The sequence below is a fragment of the Actinoplanes octamycinicus genome, assembly GCF_014205225.1.
GTDB classification, from domain to species: Bacteria; Actinomycetota; Actinomycetes; order Mycobacteriales; family Micromonosporaceae; genus Actinoplanes; species Actinoplanes octamycinicus.
Genome location: NZ_JACHNB010000001.1, coordinates 100,731 through 121,020 on the forward strand (window position 1 = coordinate 100,731; position 20,290 = coordinate 121,020).

The following is a 20,290-nucleotide window of genomic DNA, read 5'->3' on the forward strand; positions in this document are numbered from 1 at the left end:
ACGGCCGACCGGCTGGGCGCCACGGGTGCCTCACGGCGACTGAGACACCCGCGAGAGCCAGCCGAAACACCGCGAGACGCGCCACGGCCCGGACCAGAGCGCGCGTCACGGCCGACCGGCTGGGCGCCACGGGTGCCTCACGGCGATTGAGACACCCGTGGAAGCCAGCCGGAACACCGCGAGACGCGCTGCGGCCTGGACCGGAGCGCGCGTCACGGTCGTCCGGCTGGGCGCCACGGGTGCCTCGCGACGATTGAGACACCCGTGGGAGCCAGCCGGAGAACCGCGAGGCGCGCTGCGGCCTGGGCCGGAGCGCGGGTCGCGGTCGGCTGGGGCGGGGGTGGGGCGGGCTGGGGCGGGGCGGCGCCTGCTCAGCGGCGGATGAACTGGTCGGCGGCCAGGGCCAGGTCGGCCTGCAGGGCGCGGGGGTCCCGCCGGGTGGTGTAGGCGGTCAGCGCCGCGTTGATCGCGTTCTGCCAGGGCTGGGAGCAGGCCGACCCGTGCGCGCAGGACGGGACCGGGGTGCCGGACCGCCAGTCGGCCATCGCGGACTGCTGGTAGGCCGAGAGGCCAGCGGACGGCACGTCGGTCCGGGCCGGGATCGAGCCCTTGGCGGCGTTGAAGTCGTGCTGGCCGGCGGCCGATCCGACGGTTTTCAGCCAGCACTCGGTGCCGGCCATGTTCAGCGTGCCGGTGGCCATGGTGAACGCGTCGGCCAGCCACTGGAAGGTGGTGCCGTTGCCGGGGAAGGTGAACCAGGCGTACCCGGGGAAGCCTTTCGCGGTCAGGTCGGCCGCCTCCCAGTCGCCCATCAGCTGATAACCGGCCTTGCCGTCGATCAGCAGCCGCTCGGCCTGCGGCCAGTCCAGGCTGTCCCGGTCCGGGTTGCCGAAACTCAGCAGCCGGGTGAAGTCGGCGACCGCCCGGGTCACCGCGGCGCCGGCCCAGTCGGTCTCGCCGGTGAACAGGCCGGCGAACCCGGACGCGCCCAGGTCGCTGATCAGCACCGCCTCCAGCAGCATCAACTGGGTCCAGTCCCGGCCGACGGCGAGCGGCGCCTCGACGCCGGCCGCCCGCAGCGCCGCCAGGTCGTCGAGGAAGGCCGGCAGATCCTTCGGCGGGGTGCTGGGCAGGCCGGCCCGGGCCAGCACCGCCGGGTTGGCCCAGATCACGTTGGCCCGGTGGATGTTGGCCGGCACCGAGTAGATCTTGCCGTTCACGGTGAGGTCGTCGACCAGCCCGGCGGGCAGCGCGGCGCGCAGCCCCCAGGCGTCGTAGTAGGCGGTCAGATCCTGCACCTGACCGGCGTCGATGTACTCGGTCAGCTCGGCGCCGGCGTGCGCCTGGAAGGTGTCCGGCGGATCCTTGCGGGCGATCCGCCGGGTCAGCTCCCGCTTCGCGTTCACCCCGGCGCCGCCGGCCACCGCGCCGTTCTCGAAGCGCTGGCCGGGACAGTCCGCGGCGAACCGGGCGACCAGCGCGTCCAGCCCGGCTTTCTCCCCGCCCTCGGCCCACCAGGTGAACACCTCGACGGTGCGGGGCGGGGGCGGCTCCGGGTCGCCGCCGGACCCGCAGCCGGCGGCACCCAGCAGCGCGGCCACTGCCAGAACGGCCACCATGCGCATGCCGCTCAGACTATTACCGATCGCCGCAAAGCGCCGTGTCGGATCATCCCGCGGCCAGCGCCGGCTCGGGCAGGTCGCGGCGGGCCCGGAACGGCCCGAAGGCCACGATCAGGCCGGACAGCGCATAGGTCACGGTCATCACGGCGACGGCCGGCCGATTTCCGTACGCCGTGGCGAGCACCCCGCCGAGCACCGCGCCGAGCGGGATCATCCCGTAGTTCACGAACTGCATCGCGGTGAGCACCCGCCCGAGCAGCTCCGGCGGCACGTAGGCCTGGCGGAAGCTGCCCACGATCACGTTCCCGGCGACCACGAACGCGGACACCAGCGCGGTCCCGGCGACGAAGGCGACCAGCCCGGCCCCCGGCGCGGCGAACGGGATCAGCAGCGACGACACCCCCGCCGCCACCTTGCAGACCAGCATCGCCCGGGCCGCGCCGAACCGGCCGACCAGGAACGGCGCCGCCCCGGCCGCGGCCACCCCGCCCAGCCCGGACCCGGAGAGCAGCAGCCCGACCGTGCCGGTGCCCACCCCCACCTCGCGGACCAGGAAGACCACGATGATCGCGGTGTAGCCGGTCAGCGCCAGGTTGGCCACCATGCCGTTGAGCATCAGGTTGCGCAGGTAGCGATCGTGCAGCAGCCAGCGGACCCCGGCGCTGATCTCCCGGGTCAGGTGCTGCCGGGGCGGCCGGGCGACCGGGCGCTCCGGTCGGCGGATCAGCGCCAGCCCGAGGAACGAGGCGGCGAAGCTGGCCGCGTCCACCGCCAGGCCGGCGACCGCGCCGGTGACCGCGGCGAGCAGCCCGGCCAGGGCCGGGCCGGCGATCTGGGTGGCCGCGTCGCTGCCGTGGGTCAGCGCGTTCGCCCGGACCAGATCGCCGGCGGAGAACATGGCCGGCAGATAACCGGTGTGCGCGACCTCGAAGAACACCGAGGCGACGCCGGTGAACAGGGCGACCGCGAGCAGGTGGGCGACCGTGAGGTGGCCGAGCCAGGCGGTGACCGGCACGCTGGCGACCAGCAGCGCGCTGACCACGTCGCAGGCCAGCAGGACCGGGCGCTTGGCCATCCGGTCCACCCAGGCGCCGGCCGGCAGCCCGATCAGCAGCCAGGGCAGCCACGCGGCGGCGGTGAGCAGGCTGACCGTGAACGCGTCGGCGTCCAGCACCTGCACCGCGAGCAGCGGGGTCACCACGGCGGCCACCGAACTGCCGAGCTTGCTGACCGTGAGCCCGCCCCACAGCTTGCGGAACTCCGGATCGGCGAGGATGCCGGTCATCACGGCCTCGCCGGGAAGCCGCGGCCCATCACGAACACCGGCACCCGGTCCTCCCGCGGGGCCCGGCCGCGGTACCTGAGCACCAGCGCCTCCAGCTCGGCGCCCAGCTCGGCCAGCTCCTCCGGGGACAGCAGCAGCCAGAAGTCGGCGGCGATCGCGCTGGTCACCCACGGCTCGGTGCGCGACGCCGGGCTGCCCAGCCAGGTGCGGATCAGGTCGATCTGGCGCTGCAGGCCGATCGCGTCGGCCGCCTCGGCGGCCTCCGGGGAGAAGTCGGCCGGGTTCCACGACAGGCGTGGGTCGCCCATCCGCCACCAGTGCTCCTTGCGGTTGCGGGCCAGCTCCGGGGCCTCCTCGATGAGCCCGGCGTCGGCCAGCACCCGCAGGTGGTGACTGACGTTGGCGACCGCCTGGCCGGTGGCCCGGGCCAGCGCGCTGGGCATCGAGGGTCCGTCGACGCGCAGCGTGTCGAGCAGGCGGCGGCGCAGCGGGTGGGCGACGGCCTTGAGGACGGCCTCGTCACGGATCTCAGCCATGCCCCCAGCATGCAAGGTAAAGAACTGTTGCGCAACAAGTATTTACCAATGGCGCCGGCCGTTCCGGCGGGACGGAGGCGTACCGGAAACCGGTCTTGATCGTGAATGAGCCGGGGCGCGGGCCGGCCCCCAGGCGAACCGCGCCCCGGCTGCCCACTCAGACCTCGGCGGTCAGCTCGAAGACCTGGGTGGTGGGGTGGCCGGCCCGCTCGTGCACGCGCATCACGGCCTCCTTGCTGGGCCCGGTGCTCAGGCAGAACACCTTGCCGGACTCGGGGTCGAGCCAGGCGCGCTCGAAGTGCACACCCTCCTCGCCCTCGATCTTCAGGTCGGCGTCGTGCGCCGCACTCAGCTGCTCCGGGGTGACCCCGAAGAAGCCGTCGTGGACGTCCATGAACTTCGCCATCGCCTATGTCTCCTCGCAGTGCGGCGCATCAGTGACCCGCTCAGCGTGCTCCGGCCGGCGCCGTCGGACATCGGTCATAACACCTAGGAAGCGGGTGCGGCGCTCCTAAAGTTCCGCTGTGATGCACAGCAGTCCGGTCCTCATCGGACGAGCCGATCTCCTCGACCTGGCCGGGCGGCGGCTGGCCGAGGCCGCCGGCGGCGCCGGGGCGTTGCTCTTCCTGGCCGGCGAGGCGGGGATCGGCAAGACCCGGCTGCTCGGCGAGATCAGCCGGCGGGCCACCGGCTTCCTGGTGGTCGCGGCCGGGGCCGCGCCGGGCGACGCCGGGTCGGCGGCCGGGCTGCTCACCGACCTCGGCGCCCGGCTGTCCCGGATCGCCGCCACCGCCGAGGCCGGGGCGCGGATGACGGAACGGCTGCGGGAGGAGCCGGCCGGCGACCCGGACCGGCACCGGCGGCTGCTCGTCACCGACCTTGTCGAGCTGCTCGACCAGCTCGCCGAGCGACCGGTTCTGATCACACTGGAGGATCTCCACTGGGCGGACGACCTGACCCTGGAGGTGCTCGCCCGGCTCGCCCCACGGGCCCGGTCCCGGCCGCTGCTGGTGGTCGGCACCTACCGCAGCGACGAGCTGTATCCGCGGGTCCCGATGCGGATCTGGCGCACCCGGCTGCTCACCCAGCGGCACGCCGAGGAGGTCCGGCTGCCCCGGCTCGGGCGCGCCGACACCGCGGCGCTGGCCGCCGCGATCGCCGGGAGCACGTTGCCGAATCCGGCCGTGACGGCGGTCTTCGATCGCAGCGACGGGATCCCGCTGCACGTCGAGGAGTTCCTGGCCGCGGCCGACAGGGTGCCGGACACGCTGGCCGACGCGGTGCTCTTCCGGGCCGAGCAGCTCAGCCCGGACGCGCGGGCGCTGGCCGGCGCGGCGTCGGTGCTGGGCCGGTCGTTCGACCTGGACCTGCTCGCCGCGATCACCGGCGGGCCGCCTGAGGTGCTCGACGGCGCGCTGCGCGAGCTGGGCGAGCGGTTCTTCGTGCAGGCGCGGGCGGACGGGACCGCGTTCGACTTCCGGCACGCGCTGATCCGCGACGCGCTGTACGCCGACCTGACCCCGCTGCGCCGCCGGGAGCTGCACGGACGGGCCGCCGAGGCGGCCGCGGCAGCCGGCTTCGCGGCCGCCTTCCTCAGTGACCAGTACGAACGGGCCCAGCGTCCGGAGGAAGCCTTCCGGTACGCGGTGAGCGCCGCCGCCGAGGCCGCCGCCCTCTCCGCACACCAGGAGGCGGCCGAGCTGTACCGCCGGGCGCTGCGCACGCTGGCCGCCGGGGCGTCCCGGGCGGCGCTGCTCACCGCGTTCGCCGGGGAGCTGGCGGCGATCGACGACAACGACGGGGCGGACCGGGCGTACGCGGAGGCGTACCGGCTCCGGCTCCACGCCGGGGAACCGCTGGCCGCGGCGGCGCTGCTGCCCGGGTGGGTGGCGGTGCGGCACCTGCTCGGGGACGGGCTGGACCGGCGCACCGAGATGCTCCGGGCCGGGCTGCCGCTGGCCGCCGGGGACGGCGAGGTGCTCGGTCAGCTGCACGCGGCGCTGGCGGCGGCGTACATGCTGGACCGCCGGCTGCCCGAGGCGCTCGACCACGGCCGGCTGGCGCACGGGTGCGACGTGGACGCCACGGTCGGCTCGGTGCTGCTCTTCCTGGGCCGGCTCGACGAGGGGTACGCGCTGCTGGAGAGCGTGATCGAGCGGGCCGCCGCGGCCGACCGGGAGCGGGAGGCGGCCCGGGCGTACCGGATGCTCGGCTCGTCCGCCTCGGTGCTGGTCGACTACGACCGGGCGGAGCGCTGGCTGGCCGAGGGGATCGCCTACGCCGACCGGGTGGAGCGGTTCAACGACCGCCACTACATGGCCGCCCACCTGGCCCACGTCCGCTGGGCGACCGGCGACTTCGACGGCGCCGCGGCGCGGGCCCGGGCCGCGCTCGCCGACGGCCGGGGCGGGATCACCACCCGGATCACCGCGTTGCACGTGCTCGGCTATGCCGCGCTCGGCCGCTCCGACCTGGCCGCGGCGCGGGCCGCGCTGACCGAGGCGGCCGAGCTCGGCGGCGCGATGCGCGAGCTGCAGCGGGTCTCGCCGGCCTGGTGGGGCCTGGCCGAGCTGGCCCTTCTCGAGGAGGACGCGGACGCGGCGATCGCCTGGTGCGAGGAGGGCTACGCGGCCTCGGCCGCGGTCCGGGACGCTTCCTACCTCTTTCCGTACGCGGTCAGCGGCACCCGTGCCTACCTCGCCGGGAAGGGGCCGACGCAGGCACGGGACTGGCTCGGCCGGGTGGCCGGCCTGCTCGTCGAGCGGCAGATCCCCGGAACGCTGGGCGCGCTCGACCACGCCTGGGGACTGATCCACCTGGCCGAGGGGCAGACCGGTAAGGCACGCGCCTCGCTGTCCGCGGCGGCCGCCTTCTGGGCCGGGCGGCGGCGGTTCTGGGAGGGCACCGCGGTGCTGCTCGACCAGGCCCGGTGCGCGCACCGGTCCCGCCGGCCCGGGGACGCGGCGGCGCTGGTCGCGGCGGCCCGCGCGGCCTGGGACCCGCTGCCGGCGGTCTGGCTGGCCGGCACCCCGGCGGGCGGCTCCGCCGCGCCGCCGCTGCTCACCGCGCGCGAGCTGGAGATCGCCCGGCTGGTCGCCTCCGGCCGCACCGACCGGGAGATCGCCGGGGAGCTGGTCATCTCGCCGCGGACGGTGGCGGCGCACGTCGAGCACATCCGGACCAAGCTCGGGGTGACCCGCCGCACGCAGATCGCGAGCTGGCTCGCAACGGTTGAGCCTTCGAGCTAATTCCATTGGGGTACGTCAAACGGGCCATAGCTCACGGTCTATCCGGATCGGCACAATACGCACATGACCGCTCCGGGCAACACCGTCATTCTGCTCGTCCTGCTCAGTGCGTTCGCAGGCTGCGTCGGGTATGCGGTGGGACGCTGGCACGAGCGGCGGGCCAGCGGGGACGAGCGGGAAGAGGCGTACCGGGACGGCTACGACCAGGCGGCCCGGAGAGCGTTCAGCCTGGCCGCCCGGGTGGCCGGTCGGCGCCGGCGGGGCGCGGTCCGCGCGTCGGCGGCGGTGTCCCGGTCGGGTGAGCCCGCCTCGGCCGCGCCCGCGCCGGAGCCGACCGCGCCACTCGGTCCCATCCCCGTGCCGGGCACTCCCGCGCCCGCACCGGCACCGTCCGCGGGCGCTCCGTTCCCGGCTCCCGAACCCGCACCCGCACCGTCCGCGGGCGCTCCATTTCCGGCTCCCGCGACCCCGGCCGCCCCCGCTCCGTTGGCGCCGTCCATCTCCGCCGCCGCCCCGGACCCGGTGCCGATGCCGGGCCGGCGGAGGGCTGCGGCCGCGGGTCCGCCGGAGACCCCGGTGGTCGGCTTCCCGGCCCCGGCACCGCACGTGGTGCCCGGGATCCCCGGGCCTCAGGCGGTCGGCGGGGTGCACTACTCGTCGCTGCCGGACCCGCAGTGGTCCGGGATCGCGGAGGCGGAACCGACCGCCGAAGTGCCACCACCCCGCCGGCACGCCACCTCGCCGGAGGGCGGCGGGCGGCACGGCGTACCGGAGGAACTGGTCCGGGCGGCCACCTACAAACTCACCGCCGACCGGGTGGCCCGTGCCAAGGTGCACGACCCCTCCACCCCGGCGCCGCCTCCCGAGCCCAGCTTCCCCACGTCTCCGCCTGCCTCCTCGACCTCGCCCACTCCCCCTTCCTCCGCCTCGCCGCCTTCTCCTCCGCCGGAGCCACGGAGGCGCCCACCGGTGCCCCGGCCGCGCGGTCTGTGAGCGGATTCCTGTCGTACCCGGGGTCCGACCGGGGCTGCGGCGTGGCCAGGAGCGCACCTGGCAGCGGCCCGCCACACTCCTGACCTCGCCTCGCACTCGGCCGGACCCCGGAACAGCGCTAGGTTCGGGGCATGGTCACCGTCGATGACGTTCGGCGGATCGCCCGGGATCTGCCGCGCAGCGAGGAGCACCTGATCCGGGACCGAGTGAAGTTCCGGGTGGGCAAGATCGTCTATGTCGCGTTCTCCCGCGACGAGACGACGATGGGGTTCGGCTTCCCCAAGGAGGAGCGGGCCGCCCTGGTCGCCGCCAGCCCCGCCAAGTTCCAGCTGCCCCGCGAGTCCGACATGCGCTTCAACTGGGTCGTGGCCCGGCTGGACCAGCTCGACGAGGAGGAGATGACCGAGCTGGTCCTGGACGCCTGGCGGATGGTCGTCCCCAAGAAGGTCTGGACCGCCTACCTCCCACGCCTGGCCTGACCCCGGCACCGGCTCGGCACAGCGGTGGCCGGTGGCCGGCTCGGCGGCGGCTGCTCGTCGTGGTCGGTTCAGGCGGCGGTCTGCTCGTCGCCCTCGACGAACTCGGTGAGGCGGAAGGTGCCGTGGATCTCGTCCGGGTGGGCGACCACCCAGAAACTGCTGCCGTCGTCGAAGGCCAGCTCGAAGACCGGGTCCAGCTCGCAGAGCATCGCGAAGCCCGCCCACTCCTCCTCGCTGAACTGGACGAACCGCCCACCGGCCGACCACCCGTCCGCCTCGGCGGCGATCGTCACGTCGATCTCCTCGTCGCAGAGGAAGGTGACGCTGTTCGCCTGCCAGATCAGCCGGGCCCGGCCCGCGTAGCGATCCATGGCCGCCACCCTGACAGCTCCACCGCGCCCGCGCCAGCGACCAACCGAATCGCCCGCGCGTGCCTCGGGCAGGCACGCGCGGGCGATTCGGCGTACCGAAAAGGGGCGGTCCGGGGTGGAAGCGGTCCGTCAGACGGCGGTTTCCACCGGGGTGTCGGCGCCCTCCAGGAAGAGGCGGCCGGCCTCCTGGGCCGGGACCGGGCGGGAGAAGTAGTAGCCCTGGGCGAAGCCGCAACCCATCTCGCGCAGCGCCGCCAGCTGGCCGAACTCCTCGATGCCCTCGGCGACCGTGGCCATGCCCAGGCTCTTGCCGAGGCGGACGATGGTGTCGGTCAGGGCGGTGTCGCCGGTGAGGACGCCGCCGAGGCGTTCGACGAAGGAGCGGTCGATCTTCAGCGTGTCGACCGGGAAGCGGCGCAGGTAGGCCAGCGACGAGTAACCGGTGCCGAAGTCGTCGATGGCCAGGGTGAGGCCGAGGGCCTTGAGCCGGACCAGCTGCTCCAGGTTCGCCTCGGTGTCGGTCATCAGCACCGACTCGGTCATCTCCAGGCAGAGCCGGTCGGCCGGCATGCCGGTCTCGGCCAGCACCGCGGCGACCGTCTCGGCGAAGTCGACCTGGTCGAACTGGCGGACCGACACGTTCACCGACATCTTCAGCGGCCGGCCGTCGGCGGCCTTGCTCCACTCGACCGCCTGGCGGCAGGCCTCGTGCAGGACCCAGCGGCCGAGCGGCACGATCAGGCCGGTGGCCTCGGCGATCGGGATGAAGTCCAGCGGGTTGATCATGCCGCGGGTCGGGTGCGGCCAGCGGACCAGCGCCTCGAAGCCGACCACCTGGTTGGTGTCCAGGTCGATGGTGGGCTGGTAGTGCAGGCGCAGGTCGTGGTTCTCACACGCGGCGCGCAGGTCGTTCTCCAGTTCCAGGCGTTCGACCAAGCCCTCCTGCATCTGCGGGCGGTAACTGGTGAAGATCCCGCCACCGGCCGTCTTGGCGTGGTGCATGGCCAGGTCGGCGTGCCGGAGCAGCTGGTCGCCGTCCTCGGCGGAGGCCGCGGTGGCCAGGCCGATGCTGGCCCGGACGTGGATCTGCCGGGCGCCGACCTCGATCGGCGCCTCCAGGTCGTCGAGGATCCGGCGGGCGACCCGCTCCGCCTCGGTGAACGACGCCGCCTCGATCAGCACCGCGAACTCGTCGGCGCCGAACCGGGCCACCACGTCCTCGGACCGCACGCAGGTCTGGATCCGGTCGGCGATCTGCACCAGCAGCTGGTCGCCGGCCAGGTGGCCGAGGCTGTCGTTGACCCGCTTGAAGCCGTCCAGGTCCAGGTGCAGCACGGTCAGGTCGGCGGTACGCCGCAGCGCCGCCACGGTCTGGTCACGGAACAGCGCCCGGTTGGCGAGCTGGGTCAGCGGGTCGTGGTACGCCTCGTGCACCAGCTGGTCCTGCAGTTCCTTGCGCTCGCTGATGTCCCGGGTGTTCAGCACGAAGCCGCCCACGTGCGGGTCGTCCACCAGGTTCGTGATGATCATCTCGGAGGGGCGTTTGCGGCCGTCCTGGTGGGTGTGCACCACCTCACGGGTGGCGGTGGCGTACGGCCGGGCCGCCACCTGCCGCATCGCCTCGGCCAGCCGCATCGACACCTCGGCGTCGAGCAGCTCGGTGTAGTGCCGGCCGACGAACACCTCCGGCGGGTAGCCGAAGACCCGCTGCATCGACTCGCTCTGGTAGGTCACCCGGCCGTCCGCGTCGATCACCGTGATCACGTCCGAGCTGTGCCGGATCAGCGCGTGGAAGTGCTGCTCCCGGGCGTACAGCTCGGCGGTCCGCGCCTCGACCCGGGCCTCCAGGTTCCGGGTCAGCCCGCGGTTCTCCAGCAGGGTGAGCACCTGCCGGCCGATCAGCAGCAGGATCAGCAGCGAGCGGGTGTACGCCACGAACGGGCTGCTGTGCCCGGTGGTGATGTGGAACAGCACGCTGGCGAAGAGCGCGGCCCCGACCGCCGCGTACGGCAGCATCACCCCGCCGATCCGCATCCGCGGGCTGAACTCGCTCTTCAGCGGCTCGGCGTCCTTGGGCCGGGCGGCACCGACGGTGATCAGCCCGAAGCCGATCAGCCAGCCCAGGTCGATCATCGACCCGGCCTGGTAGTCGTGGATCATCCGCAGGTAGGCGTAGCCGATGTCGGAGGCCGCGAAGGCCACCATCCCGAGCCCGAAGAAGGTCAGGTCGGCCGAGCAGCGGTAGAGCGCACGCCGCTGCGGCAGCATGTAGCCGACCATGGTGGCGATCACGATGTCGCCGAGCGGGTAGAGCAGGGTGAGGTAGAACCCGAGCCCGTCGTCGGCCGGGTCGAGCCGGCTGTCGACCACGAAGACCCAGCTCACCAGCACCAGCGAGACCGCGACCAGCATGCCGTCGAGCACGCTGCGGGCGCGGTTGACCAGCGGCTGCGCGGCGCTCGGCAGGACCAGCAGGCCGATCGGCGCCAGCGCCAGCAGACCGAGGTACCCGGCGTCGGCCAGGGACGGGATGACCGTGTCACCGCCGGTCGGCCAGAACTCGACCAGCGTGTAGCAGAGGCCGGCGCCCCAGCTCAGCACCCCGGCGCCGAGCACCGTCCAGCCCCAGCGGGCCCGGCCGGTGAAGAGCCGGGCACGCCACCAGCAGGTGGCGGCGGCGACCCCGGCGGCGGCGGCGAGTGCCCAGCTGGACAGGCCCGGCCCGCCCACCCCGGCGACGATCAGCACGGTGAGCACCGCCAGCACCGATGCGACGGCGATGCAGATCCGGACCCAGCGGCGGATGTCCGCTGGTCCTTCCGCGTTGTTGAGAGTCATCGCGACGCCTCCGCCTCGGTTTACTGGTCAACCGGGGCTATCGGGCCGGATCGCGCGGGGATGAGAGGAGGGCCGGGTGCAAAGCGGTAGCGCCCGGCCCGGGGGTCGGCGAGAGGCGGGGGCTAGACCAGCCCGTCCTCGTAGGCGGCGATAACCAACTGGACCCGGTCCCGTACGCCGAGCTTGGTGATCGCCCTGGTGATGTGCGTCTTCGCGGTCAACGGACTGATCACCAGCCGCGCGGCGATCTCGTCGTTGGACAGCCCGGTGGCGACCAGCCGGACCACCTCGCGCTCGCGCTCGGTGAGCACCGCCAGCCTGGTCCCGCCGGGCGCTGCCGCCCGGACCGGCCGGTGCGCGAACTGGCCGACCACCCGGCGGGTGACGCTGGGGGAGAGCAGCGCGTCGCCGCCGGCCACCACCCGGACCGCGGTGCGCAGGCCCTCCGGGTCGATCTCCTTGGTCAGGAAGCCGCTGGCGCCGGCGGCGAGGGCGGCGAAGACGTACTCGTCGGTCTCGAAGGTGGTCAGGATGATGATCTTGGCAGTGCTGAACTCCAGGATCCTCCCGGCGGCGGTGATCCCGTCCATGCCGGGCATCCGGATGTCCATCAGGATCACGTCCGGAGCAAGCGCCCGGGCGGCCCGCACCGCCTCGTCCCCGGTCGACGCCTCGCCGACGACCTCGATGTCCCGGCCACGCCGCAGCAGGCTGCGGAACCCGGCCCGGACCAGGTGCTGGTCGTCGGCGATGAGCACGGAGATCGGCATGTCACCCTTTCAGCAGCGGGAGGCTCGCCCGCACCGAGAAGCCCCGGGTGGTGGGTCCGGCGGTGAGCGCCCCGCCGAGCGCGGCCACCCGCTCGCGCATCCCGGAGATCCCGTGCCCGTCGGCGGCCGGCTCGGCCCCGGACCCATCGTCCCGCACGTCGACCAGCACGCCGTCCGACGCGTACCGGACGGTGACCACCGCCCGGGTGGCCCCGGCGTGCTTGACCGTGTTGGTCAGCGCCTCCTGCACCACCCGGTAGACCGCGATGGCGACCGGCGCCGGCACCTCGACCGGGTCGCCGAACTCGTTCAGCGAGACCGGCAACCCGGCCGCCCGGACCTGCTCGACCAGCCGGGCCAGGCCGCCCAGGCCGGGCACCTCGCCGCCGCGCAGCACCCCGACCAGCGCGTGCAGGTCGGTCATCGCCCGGCCGCGGACCTCCTGGGCCAGCTTCAGCGAGGCGCGCGCCTCGGCCGGGTCGTCGTCGAAGGCGTCCATCGCCACGTTCAGGTGCACGCCCACCACGGCGAGCGTGTGCGAGACGACGTCGTGCAGGTCGCGGGCGATCTCCACGTGCGCCTGCGCGGACCGGCGCTGGTCCAGCTCGGCGCGCCAGCGGGTGGTGTTCCGGTAGGCGACCGTCCCGGCCAGCGCCGCGGTCAGCCACAGCCCCTCACCCCCCAGATGGGCGAACACCCAGTCGGTGGAATGCCGGTCGACTGCCCAGTCCCAGGCGGCGCCGTACCAGAGGAAGATCACCGCGACCGCGACGGCGGTCCGCGGGTGCCCGGCCAGCACCGTGACCACCAGGGCGGCGGTGGCCGGCCACACCCAGCCGGACCCGATCAGCTCGGACGAGCGCCAGCCCGCGACGATCAGCACCGAGAGCAGCAGCGCGGTCCGCGGCCGGCGACGGGCCAGCAGCACCAGCCCGGCGAGCATGACGGCCAGTGAGACAGTCATCACATTCTGCGCGTTTCCGCCGGTCATGGCGAGACCGGCGGGGATCCCGGCGAGCGTCGCGGCGGCGGCGAGATAGATGAAGTTCATGCTCAGGACGCTAGGCGCGACGCCCGGCCCGGCGCGTCGTCCGGCAGTAGTCACCCGCATCGACGCCTCCCGCGTACGAGCTACATCGTTCGATGTATGCCGCCTCGCTGGTTAAGGTAATCGAGTGACCGCCGCGGAACTGCTCGCCGCTTCAGGCCGCTTCTCGATCGCGCCCGGCCTGTCCGATCGTGAACTCAGTGACCTGGAGGCCGAGTTCGGCTTCACGTTCGCTCCGGACCACCGCGCCTTCCTCGCGGCCGGCCTGCCCACCGGCATCGGCTGGCCGGACTGGCGAGGCCGCGACCGGTCCGCGCTGCGCGCCGCGGTGACCGCGCCGGTCGAGGGCGTGCTGTTCGACGTGGCCGAAAATGATTTCTGGTACGAGGGGTGGGGCGCCCCGTTCGGCGACCGGGTCGCCACCGCCCGGGCCGGCCTGATGATCGCGCCCCGGATGGTCCCGCTCTACGCCCACCGCTACCTGCCGGCCGCGATCCCGGGCCATCCGGTGCTCTCCATCTACCAGAGCGACGTGCTCTGTTACGGCGCCGACCTGACCGACTGGCTGAACCGCGAGTTCGGCCTCGGCGAGCCGGCCAACCGCCGGGTCCGCGCCACCGTCCCGTTCTGGAGCGCCCTGGCGTCCTGAAAGCTCAGCCTCCGGAAAGCTCAGCCTCCGGAGGCTTCCCGCTTCGCCTTGGCCCGGCGCTTCCCCTCGTGCATGGCCTGGACCCGGGCCACCGGGATGGTGTGCCCCTCGGCCACCAGATCGCCGGGCAGCGTCTGCGGCGCCGGCATCGCGGCCGCCCACGGGTCGGCGTCGCCCAGCAGCCCGACCGCGGTGTGCACGGTGAAGTCCGCCGGGGTCACGTCGTCCAGCTGGTCCCAGGAGACCGGGAACGACACCGGGACACCGGGACGGATCCGCGGGCTGTAGGCGGCCGCCACCGTCGCCCCACCGGCCCGGGTCGCGTCCAGGAACACCTTCCCGTGCCGGTCCTCGCGGATGAACGCGGTGGTCGCCAGCTCCGGGTCGATCCGCTCGGCGCGGGCCGCGACGGCCCGCTGGGCGGCCGCCACGTCCTCCGGCGCCGGGTCGCCGCCGAGCGGCACGAAGATGTGCAGCCCCTTGGAACCGCTGGTCTTCACCGCCCCGGCCAGCCCGCAGTCGGACAGCGCCTGCCGGACCAGCCGGGCCGCGCCGACCACCACCGCGAAGGAGTCACCCGGCGGCGGGTCCAGGTCCATGATCAGGTGGGTCTGCCGGTGCGGGGCGTCGATCGTGGCCAGCGCCGGGTGGAACTCGACGGCCCGCTGGTTGCCGAACCAGAGCAGGGTGCGCCGGTCGTTGCCGAGCGCGTAGACCACCTCACGGTGCGACGCCTCCGCCCACACCTTGGTCCGCGGCACCCACTCCGGGGTGTATTTCGGCAGGTTCTTCTGCATGAACTGGTCCTGGCCGCGAAGCACCCGGATCACCGAGAGCGGCCGGTCCCGCAGCACCGGGATCAGCCGGCCGGCCATCGCGTCCAGATAGTCGATCAGGTCCCGCTTGGTGGCCGCGGCCCCCGGGAAGATCTCCTGATCCAGATTGGTCAGCGGCACACCGTCGCGCTCGTCAGCCATGCCGTCCATCATCCACCGGGACAGCGGGTGTCGCCGCCGCTGCGCTCCACGCACTGCGAGATCGTCGGCGTCGGGGCAGGCGGCGGCGGTCGCCGCACGACGCCGATCTCGTCCAGCGCGACCGGCGTCATCAGTCCGCCGAGGACCAGCCCGCCCAGGGTGAGCACCGCGCACACCGAGGCGTAGATCCGCCGCCGGCCGGCCACGCCGATCAGGGTGGCCGCGAGCGGGGCGACGACCAGCAGGACCGCGCAGGCCAGCAGGAACCAGCCGCCGCGCACCGGATCCTTCGCCTCGGTGTCGGGCAGGCGGAACGAACAGCTCAGCGCCACCACGAACAGCATCGGCGCACCGACCAGCCAGACGATCAGCAGGCCGGTCATCCATCCCGCCGCCGGTCGCACGCCGGGCACGTCACTCCCCCGCGAACCGGGCGGCGAGGTCACGATGCCGGGCCACCGCCCGCGCCGAGTCCTCCCCGTCGACGGTCGCCCCGGGCATCCGGAACAGCGTCTCCAGCTCGTCGGCGAACCGCCGGTGCTGCTCGCTCGCGTACTCCCGGCAGGGCAGGCAGGTCACGCTCGCCGGGCGCGGCGACGTCATGGCCCGCGGCACCCGTTGCCCGCACCCGGTCGCCACCTCGGCCGGCAGGTCCGCCACCAGCCCGAAGGTCCGGGCCAGCAGGTTGCGCACGTCCGCCCCGGCGCGCACCAGGTTCACCTCGACGTGCACATGCGGATCGGTCACGGTCGCAGCTTCTCACGGTTGTCACTTCTCGGTACGCCCCGAGCCCGTCCCGCGGTCACCGGCGGCGGAGCCAGGCCAGCGCCAGAGCCGGCGGGAGCACGCCGACCAGGTACCAGAACAGGTCACCCGGGTCGAAGCTCACGCCGAGCACCAGCCGGGCCACCACGCTGCGCGCCGACAGCTCCGCCGGGATCGGGGTGAGCTGCAGGAACTCGACCGCCCAGCACCATCCGGCGGCGATCAGCGCGACCCGGACGACCGGCAGCCGCGGCCACAGGGCGACCACCCCGGCGAAGACCGCGCTCGCGTAGAGCGCCGTCCCGGTGGCCTGCTCGACCAGCCCGGTGCTCAGCATCGGGCTGCCGGTGACCGCCCGGATCGCGAAGGCCAGCAGCACACAGCCCACCGCGGCGCCGGCCGCCGGGAGCCGGGTGCGCAGATCGGACACGCGCAGCAGGTTACCGGGCCGGCTCAAGCCGCCGGGTAGATCCGGACCGGGGTGATCAGGACGGCGGCCCGGCGCTGCTCGGCCATGGTCCGGTCGAACTCCGGCCAGTCGTCGTGGGTGCCGCCGGCCGCCGTGAAGATCTCGCGGAGCAGCAGGCGCAGACGCTCCGGGTCGAGCCACGGCTGCGGGTCGTCCGGGCCGGCCAGCTGGGCCCGGCCCTCGACGGTGGCATAGCGCCAGCCGCTGCGGAAGGCGACCGCCAGGGCCGGCCGCTCCCGCAGGTTGCGCAGCTTCACCGGGCCGTAGGTGACGAAGGCCAGCACCCGCGAGCCGTCCGCCGGGTGGTCGATCACGCCGGTGTTGACCAGCGTGGACTGCACGGATCCGTCGGCCCGGGCGGTGGACACGATGGCCAGTCCGGTCTCGCTCCGGCTCAGCTCCCAGGCACCCTCAAGCGTGGTCACCCGCCCAAGGTAGCGGGCCGGGGGGTGGGGGCGCGCCCCCGTCCGGGGTGGGCAGCCCCCCTCGCACGGGACGGTCACGGCGCACAAGCTGCTCGCGCAGGGTCCGGAGCCCGCGCAGTAGCCTGCACGGGTGCTGATCAGTTTCGGATGTCCGGTGTCCGGCGCGTGGGCCCGGCCGGAGACGCTGACGTCGATCGCCCAGCAGGCGGAGGAGCTCGGCTACCACGGCCTCTGGGCGTTCCAGCGGCTGCTCGTCGGCCAGGAGCAGGAGCTGGCCCCGGTCTACCACAGCGTGCTCGACCCGATCGTCGCGCTGACCTGGGCCGGGGCCGCCACCTCCCGGATCCGGCTGGGCGTCTCGGTGCTCAACCTGCCCTACGTGTCACCGGCCTACCTGGCGAAACAGGCCGGGACGCTGGACCGGCTCACCGGCGGCCGCTTCGACCTCGGGCTGGGCACCGGCTGGTCGGAGCCGGAGTTCGCGGCCACCGGATCCGACCCGAAGCCGCGCGGCCGGCGTACCGAGGAGTACCTGGCCGTGCTGCGTACCCTCTTCACCGACGAGGTGTCCGCTTTCGACGGCGAGTTCTACCGGGTGCCGCCGAGCCGGATGCGCCCGCTCCCGGCCCGGGCCGGCGGGCCGCCGATCCTGCTCGGCGGCAGCGCCGAGATCGCGCTGCGGCGGGCCGGGCGGATCGCCGCCGGATGGGTGAGCAGCAGCCGGGCCAGCCTCGCCGAGATCGAGCGCGGGGCCCGGGTGGTCCGGGAGGCAGCGGCCGCGGCCGGCAAGGACCCGGATTCGGTACGGGTGGTGGTGCGCGCCGTGGTCAGCCCCGAGTGGTCCTGGGCCGAGATGCGCGCCCAGGCCCGGCGGTACGCGGAGGCCGGCGCCACCGAGCTGTTCTACGAGCCGAACTGGGATCCGCGGATCGGCGGGCCGGACGCGGATCCGGACCAGGCCGCCGCGCTCGGCAAGGAGATGCTGGTCAATCTCGCACCGGAGTGATCAGCAGGCCGGGCGGGTGTCTACCCTTGCCGGGTGGACCAACCCTCGCCGACCGTCTACCGGACCCGCTCCTGGACGAACCGGAACCGGGCGCTCGCCGGCCTGGCCGCGCTCGGCCTGCTGCTGATCGGCTACGCGATCGGGCGCTGGCAGGACACCCCGGCCGCGCCGGCCGCCGCCGCACCCGCGGCGCCCGTCTCCGCGCCCGCGTCCCCCTCGGCCGCCGCCTCCCCGTCCGCGACGCCCGAGCCGGTCCCGGTGAAGTACGGGCCGCTGCAGGCCGAGGCGGCCGACGAGCTGGCCGGGATCCAGACCCAGGACACCGAGGACGAGGGCGGCGGGCAGAACGTCGGCTGGATCAGCCGGAGCGACCACCTGCGGTTCGACGACTTCGTCTTCGGGGAGGTGCCGGCCACGAAGGCGCGGTTCCGGGTGGCGTCCGGGGCCGCGGTGTCCGGGCGGGTGCAGATCCGGCTCGACACGCTGGAGAGCGAGCCGATCGGGCAGGTGTCGGTGAGCAACACCGGTGGGTGGCAGACGTGGCGTACCGATACCGCGGCGCTGACGCCGGTGACCGGTACGCACACCGTCTTCGTGACCTTCGCCGCCGATGACGACAGCGAGTTCATGAACGTGAACTGGATCCAGTTCGACCACTGAGTGGTCGCCCTTCACCGCGTTCTCACGCGCCTGCGCCCGCCACGATCTCGATCTTGCGCGGCTTGCGCTCCTCCAGGAGCGGGATGCTCAGCGTGAGGACGCCCTGGTCGTAGCGGGCCTCCAGGCGGTCGGTGTCGAGCTTGTCGGAGAGTTGCACCTGCCGGCTGAAGACGCCGACCGGGCGCTCGGCGATCAGGTAGCGGACGCCCTCCCGCTCGGCGCGACCCCGCTGCGCCCGGACGGTCAGCACCTTGCCGTCGACGGTGATGTCGATCGACGCCGGGTCGACGCCGGGCAGGTCGATGTCGATGAAGAAGGTGTCGTCCGCGCGGTAGGCGTCGAGCCGGGCGCCCGCGGTCCGGGCGGAGGTCTCGAAGACCCGGGCGGTGAGACGCTCGAGGTCGCGCACGGTCGGGGTGCTGAGCAACATGGGTGGTTCCTCGTTCCGTTACTTGAGTGTGGGTGACTCAAGTCTGCGAACCGAGAATTTCACGCTGCGATTCCCCCACGTTGTGGTGACGGCGGCCACCACTCACGACCGGCGGGACGGGGCCGAGCGGCCGCCGGTTGCGAGCGTCAGGCCGACCGCCCAGCGCGGAGGTATTCCGCACCTCAGAACCCTTCGCCGTTTCGAACAGGTGTACTAAGCTGGCCCGGTGATCCTGCACGCTGACCTGGACTCTTTCTACGCGTCGGTCGAGCAGCGCGACGATCCGGCGCTGCGCGGCCGGCCGGTCCTGGTCGGCGGCGGCGTGGTGCTCGCCGCGTCGTACGAGGCGAAGGCCTGCGGGGTGCGCACCCCGATGAGCCTGAGCCGGGCCCGGGCGCTCTGCCCGCAGGCCGTGGTGGTGCCGCCGCGGATGAGCGCCTACTCGGCGGCCAGCAAGGCGGTGTTCGCGGTGTTCCGGGACACCACGCCGATCGTCGAGCCGATCTCGATCGACGAGGCGTTCCTCGCGGTCGACGGGCTGCGGCGGATCAGCGGGACGGCCGAGGAGATCGCCCGGCGGCTGCGCGCCGAGGTGCGCGCCCGGGCCGGGCTGCCGATCACCGTCGGCGTCGCCCGCACCAAGTTCCTGGCCAAGGTCGCCAGCGGCGTCGGCAAACCGGACGGCCTGCTGGTCGTCCCGCCCGGCGCCGAGTTGGAGTTCCTCCACCCGCTGCCGGTGGAGAAACTCTGGGGCGTCGGCCCCAAGACGGCCGCCAAGCTGCGCGAGCGCCAGATCCACACGGTCGGCCACGTGGCCCGGGTCGGCGAGGCCGCCCTGGTCGCGATGCTCGGCGCGCACGCCGGGCGGCACCTGCACGCGCTCGCCCACAACCACGATCCGCGGCGGGTCACCACCGGCGGGCGGCGCGGCTCCATCGGGGCGCAGTGCGCGCTCGGGCGGGGGCGGTCGTTCGACGAGGTGGAGGCGGTGCTGGCCGCCCTGGTCGACCGGGTGACGCACCGGATGCGCGGCGCCCACCGCGCCGGGCGCACGGTCACGCTGCGGCTCCGCTTCGCCGACTTCCAGCGCGTCACCCGGTCCCGCAGCCTGCTCAAAGCCACCATGCAGACCGGCGCCGTCCTGCGCACCGCCGTCGAGCTGCTGCACGAGGCCCGCCCGCTGATCACCGAGCGCGGCCTCACCTTGGTCGGCGTCGCCGTCAGCAACCTGGACGGCGAGGGCAACGTCCAGCTGGAGCTCCCGTTCACCAGCCCCCGCCAGGACGGCCTGGACGCCGCCGTCGACCAGGTCCGGAACCGCTTCGGAGCCACGTCCCTCCACCGAGCCGACATGCTGGGCCGCCACATGCACCCGTCCGTCCCCCTCCTCCCCGACTAAGTCCCCCTCCGGACCCGCACCGCGGCCGCGCCCGGTCCGCCACCTCCACCCGACCGCCGCACCACCCGGCCCGCCATCACCGAGACCACCGCGCCGGCACGTGCCACCCGCGACACCAGACCACCCCTCCGTCACCAGACCGCCCCGCCACCAGCACCACCGCGCTGACACTCGCCGCCCGCGACACCAGACCGGCCGACCACCAGACCACCGCCACAACCGCGCTGACCCTCGCCGCCCGCGACACCAGACCGGCCGACCACCAGACCACCGCCACGACCGCGCTGACACTCGCCGCCCGCGACACCAGACCGCCCCAC

At 73.9% G+C, this 20,290-nt stretch carries 21 protein-coding genes; 7 read left to right on the forward strand and 14 right to left on the reverse strand.

Going from position 1 to position 20,290, the window contains the following annotated elements:
* Positions 1 to 371 precede the first annotated feature (371 nt).
* The 4 genes from BJY16_RS00400 to BJY16_RS00415 form a co-directional block, all read right to left on the reverse strand.
* Entirely contained in the window at positions 372 to 1,625 is a 1,254-nt protein-coding gene (locus BJY16_RS00400; RefSeq protein ID WP_185037150.1) for an ABC transporter substrate-binding protein, read from the reverse strand.
* A gap of 43 nt (positions 1,626 to 1,668) precedes the next feature.
* Positions 1,669 to 2,907 (reverse strand): MFS transporter, encoded by a 1,239-nt coding sequence (locus BJY16_RS00405; RefSeq protein WP_185037151.1) that lies wholly within the window; start codon positions 2,905 to 2,907, stop codon positions 1,669 to 1,671.
* Positions 2,907 to 3,443: a winged helix-turn-helix domain-containing protein gene (locus tag BJY16_RS00410; protein ID WP_185037152.1), complete on the reverse strand. Its 537-nt coding sequence runs from the start codon at positions 3,441 to 3,443 to the stop codon at positions 2,907 to 2,909. Before BJY16_RS00410 ends, BJY16_RS00405 begins: the two co-directional genes overlap by 1 nt.
* Positions 3,444 to 3,600: 157 nt before the next feature.
* A complete protein-coding gene (locus BJY16_RS00415) occupies positions 3,601 to 3,849 on the reverse strand; it encodes an SCO4226 family nickel-binding protein (protein WP_185037153.1) in 249 nt (82 codons plus the stop codon).
* A 121-nt stretch (positions 3,850 to 3,970) separates the two neighbouring features.
* Here BJY16_RS00415 and BJY16_RS00420 point away from each other — a divergent pair, with 121 nt between their 5' ends.
* The 3 genes from BJY16_RS00420 (at position 3,971) to BJY16_RS00430 (ending at position 8,163) form a co-directional block, all read left to right on the forward strand.
* Positions 3,971 to 6,691: an ATP-binding protein gene (locus tag BJY16_RS00420; protein WP_239177997.1), complete on the forward strand. Its 2,721-nt coding sequence runs from the start codon at positions 3,971 to 3,973 to the stop codon at positions 6,689 to 6,691.
* A 63-nt stretch (positions 6,692 to 6,754) separates the two neighbouring features.
* On the forward strand, positions 6,755 to 7,684 hold the full coding sequence (locus BJY16_RS00425; RefSeq protein WP_185046990.1) for a hypothetical protein: 930 nt from the start codon (positions 6,755 to 6,757) through the stop codon (positions 7,682 to 7,684).
* Between the two features lie 131 nt (positions 7,685 to 7,815).
* Entirely contained in the window at positions 7,816 to 8,163 is a 348-nt protein-coding gene (locus BJY16_RS00430) for an MmcQ/YjbR family DNA-binding protein (protein WP_185037155.1), read from the forward strand.
* Positions 8,164 to 8,231: 68 nt separating this feature from the next.
* On the opposite strand, the gene BJY16_RS00435 is transcribed toward BJY16_RS00430, so the two are convergent.
* The 4 genes from BJY16_RS00435 to BJY16_RS00450 all read right to left on the reverse strand — a co-directional run bounded on the left by BJY16_RS00435 (position 8,232) and on the right by BJY16_RS00450 (position 13,193).
* Positions 8,232 to 8,534, reverse strand: coding sequence for a hypothetical protein (locus BJY16_RS00435; RefSeq protein ID WP_185037156.1), 303 nt, complete (start codon positions 8,532 to 8,534; stop codon positions 8,232 to 8,234).
* Positions 8,535 to 8,663: 129 nt separating this feature from the next.
* Positions 8,664 to 11,372 carry a putative bifunctional diguanylate cyclase/phosphodiesterase gene (locus BJY16_RS00440; RefSeq protein WP_185037157.1) on the reverse strand — a complete coding sequence of 903 codons (2,709 nt, stop codon included), beginning with the start codon at positions 11,370 to 11,372 and terminating at the stop codon, positions 8,664 to 8,666.
* Positions 11,373 to 11,494: 122 nt separating this feature from the next.
* On the reverse strand, positions 11,495 to 12,142 hold the full coding sequence (locus tag BJY16_RS00445; protein ID WP_185037158.1) for a response regulator transcription factor: 648 nt from the start codon (positions 12,140 to 12,142) through the stop codon (positions 11,495 to 11,497).
* A gap of 1 nt (position 12,143) precedes the next feature.
* On the reverse strand, positions 12,144 to 13,193 hold the full coding sequence (locus BJY16_RS00450; protein ID WP_239177993.1) for a sensor histidine kinase: 1,050 nt from the start codon (positions 13,191 to 13,193) through the stop codon (positions 12,144 to 12,146).
* Positions 13,194 to 13,317: 124 nt separating this feature from the next.
* Here BJY16_RS00450 and BJY16_RS00455 point away from each other — a divergent pair, with 124 nt between their 5' ends.
* On the forward strand, positions 13,318 to 13,839 hold the full coding sequence (locus BJY16_RS00455) for a hypothetical protein (RefSeq protein WP_185037160.1): 522 nt from the start codon (positions 13,318 to 13,320) through the stop codon (positions 13,837 to 13,839).
* 20 nt (positions 13,840 to 13,859) lie between these two features.
* Here BJY16_RS00455 and BJY16_RS00460 read toward each other — a convergent pair whose 3' ends face one another.
* Genes BJY16_RS00460 through BJY16_RS00480 form a run of 5 tightly spaced genes read right to left on the reverse strand, consistent with a single transcriptional unit; the run spans position 13,860 to position 16,475 of the window.
* Positions 13,860 to 14,825, reverse strand: coding sequence for a DNA polymerase domain-containing protein (locus BJY16_RS00460; protein WP_239177996.1), 966 nt, complete (start codon positions 14,823 to 14,825; stop codon positions 13,860 to 13,862).
* The gene (locus BJY16_RS00465) at positions 14,825 to 15,220 is read right to left on the reverse strand and encodes a hypothetical protein (protein WP_185037161.1); all 396 of its coding nucleotides are present in this window, start codon (positions 15,218 to 15,220) and stop codon (positions 14,825 to 14,827) included. The genes BJY16_RS00460 and BJY16_RS00465 overlap by 1 nt, the downstream gene beginning before the upstream one ends.
* A gap of 10 nt (positions 15,221 to 15,230) precedes the next feature.
* Positions 15,231 to 15,563 (reverse strand): hypothetical protein, encoded by a 333-nt coding sequence (locus tag BJY16_RS00470; RefSeq protein ID WP_185037162.1) that lies wholly within the window; start codon positions 15,561 to 15,563, stop codon positions 15,231 to 15,233.
* A gap of 55 nt (positions 15,564 to 15,618) precedes the next feature.
* Positions 15,619 to 16,011, reverse strand: coding sequence for a ribosomal maturation YjgA family protein (locus BJY16_RS00475; RefSeq protein WP_203759360.1), 393 nt, complete (start codon positions 16,009 to 16,011; stop codon positions 15,619 to 15,621).
* A 23-nt stretch (positions 16,012 to 16,034) separates the two neighbouring features.
* Entirely contained in the window at positions 16,035 to 16,475 is a 441-nt protein-coding gene (locus BJY16_RS00480) for a TIGR03618 family F420-dependent PPOX class oxidoreductase (protein ID WP_185037163.1), read from the reverse strand.
* A gap of 130 nt (positions 16,476 to 16,605) precedes the next feature.
* Here BJY16_RS00480 and BJY16_RS00485 point away from each other — a divergent pair, with 130 nt between their 5' ends.
* Both BJY16_RS00485 and BJY16_RS48220 read left to right on the forward strand, forming a co-directional pair.
* Positions 16,606 to 17,481 carry a TIGR03619 family F420-dependent LLM class oxidoreductase gene (locus tag BJY16_RS00485; protein ID WP_185037164.1) on the forward strand — a complete coding sequence of 292 codons (876 nt, stop codon included), beginning with the start codon at positions 16,606 to 16,608 and terminating at the stop codon, positions 17,479 to 17,481.
* A gap of 33 nt (positions 17,482 to 17,514) precedes the next feature.
* A complete protein-coding gene (locus tag BJY16_RS48220) occupies positions 17,515 to 18,141 on the forward strand; it encodes a carbohydrate-binding protein (RefSeq protein ID WP_185037165.1) in 627 nt (208 codons plus the stop codon).
* 22 nt (positions 18,142 to 18,163) lie between these two features.
* Here BJY16_RS48220 and BJY16_RS00495 read toward each other — a convergent pair whose 3' ends face one another.
* On the reverse strand, positions 18,164 to 18,571 hold the full coding sequence (locus tag BJY16_RS00495; RefSeq protein WP_185037166.1) for an Hsp20/alpha crystallin family protein: 408 nt from the start codon (positions 18,569 to 18,571) through the stop codon (positions 18,164 to 18,166).
* 226 nt (positions 18,572 to 18,797) lie between these two features.
* Between BJY16_RS00495 and dinB the strand changes: the two genes are divergently transcribed.
* Positions 18,798 to 19,970, forward strand: a complete 1,173-nt coding sequence (gene dinB / locus BJY16_RS00500; protein WP_185037167.1) for a DNA polymerase IV — start codon at positions 18,798 to 18,800, stop codon at positions 19,968 to 19,970.
* The last annotated feature ends 320 nt before the right edge of the window (positions 19,971 to 20,290 follow it).

What these genes read in the sequence shown, in the direction of transcription:
- BJY16_RS00460 (WP_239177996.1), bottom strand. Translation starts at nt 14,825, where the DNA reads ATGGACGGCATGGCTGACGAGCGCGACGGTGTGCCGCTGACCAATCTG.
- BJY16_RS00440 (WP_185037157.1), bottom strand. Translation starts at nt 11,372, where the DNA reads ATGACTCTCAACAACGCGGAAGGACCAGCGGACATCCGCCGCTGGGTC.
- BJY16_RS00400 (WP_185037150.1), bottom strand. Translation starts at nt 1,625, where the DNA reads ATGCGCATGGTGGCCGTTCTGGCAGTGGCCGCGCTGCTGGGTGCCGCC.
- BJY16_RS00420 (WP_239177997.1), top strand. Translation starts at nt 3,971, where the DNA reads ATGCACAGCAGTCCGGTCCTCATCGGACGAGCCGATCTCCTCGACCTG.
- BJY16_RS00435 (WP_185037156.1), bottom strand. Translation starts at nt 8,534, where the DNA reads ATGGATCGCTACGCGGGCCGGGCCCGGCTGATCTGGCAGGCGAACAGC.
- BJY16_RS00405 (WP_185037151.1), bottom strand. Translation starts at nt 2,907, where the DNA reads ATGACCGGCATCCTCGCCGATCCGGAGTTCCGCAAGCTGTGGGGCGGG.
- BJY16_RS00415 (WP_185037153.1), bottom strand. Translation starts at nt 3,849, where the DNA reads ATGGCGAAGTTCATGGACGTCCACGACGGCTTCTTCGGGGTCACCCCG.
- BJY16_RS00445 (WP_185037158.1), bottom strand. Translation starts at nt 12,142, where the DNA reads ATGCCGATCTCCGTGCTCATCGCCGACGACCAGCACCTGGTCCGGGCC.
- BJY16_RS00495 (WP_185037166.1), bottom strand. Translation starts at nt 18,571, where the DNA reads ATGTTGCTCAGCACCCCGACCGTGCGCGACCTCGAGCGTCTCACCGCC.
- BJY16_RS00450 (WP_239177993.1), bottom strand. Translation starts at nt 13,193, where the DNA reads ATGAACTTCATCTATCTCGCCGCCGCCGCGACGCTCGCCGGGATCCCC.
- BJY16_RS00410 (WP_185037152.1), bottom strand. Translation starts at nt 3,443, where the DNA reads ATGGCTGAGATCCGTGACGAGGCCGTCCTCAAGGCCGTCGCCCACCCG.
- BJY16_RS00430 (WP_185037155.1), top strand. Translation starts at nt 7,816, where the DNA reads ATGGTCACCGTCGATGACGTTCGGCGGATCGCCCGGGATCTGCCGCGC.
- BJY16_RS00425 (WP_185046990.1), top strand. Translation starts at nt 6,755, where the DNA reads ATGACCGCTCCGGGCAACACCGTCATTCTGCTCGTCCTGCTCAGTGCG.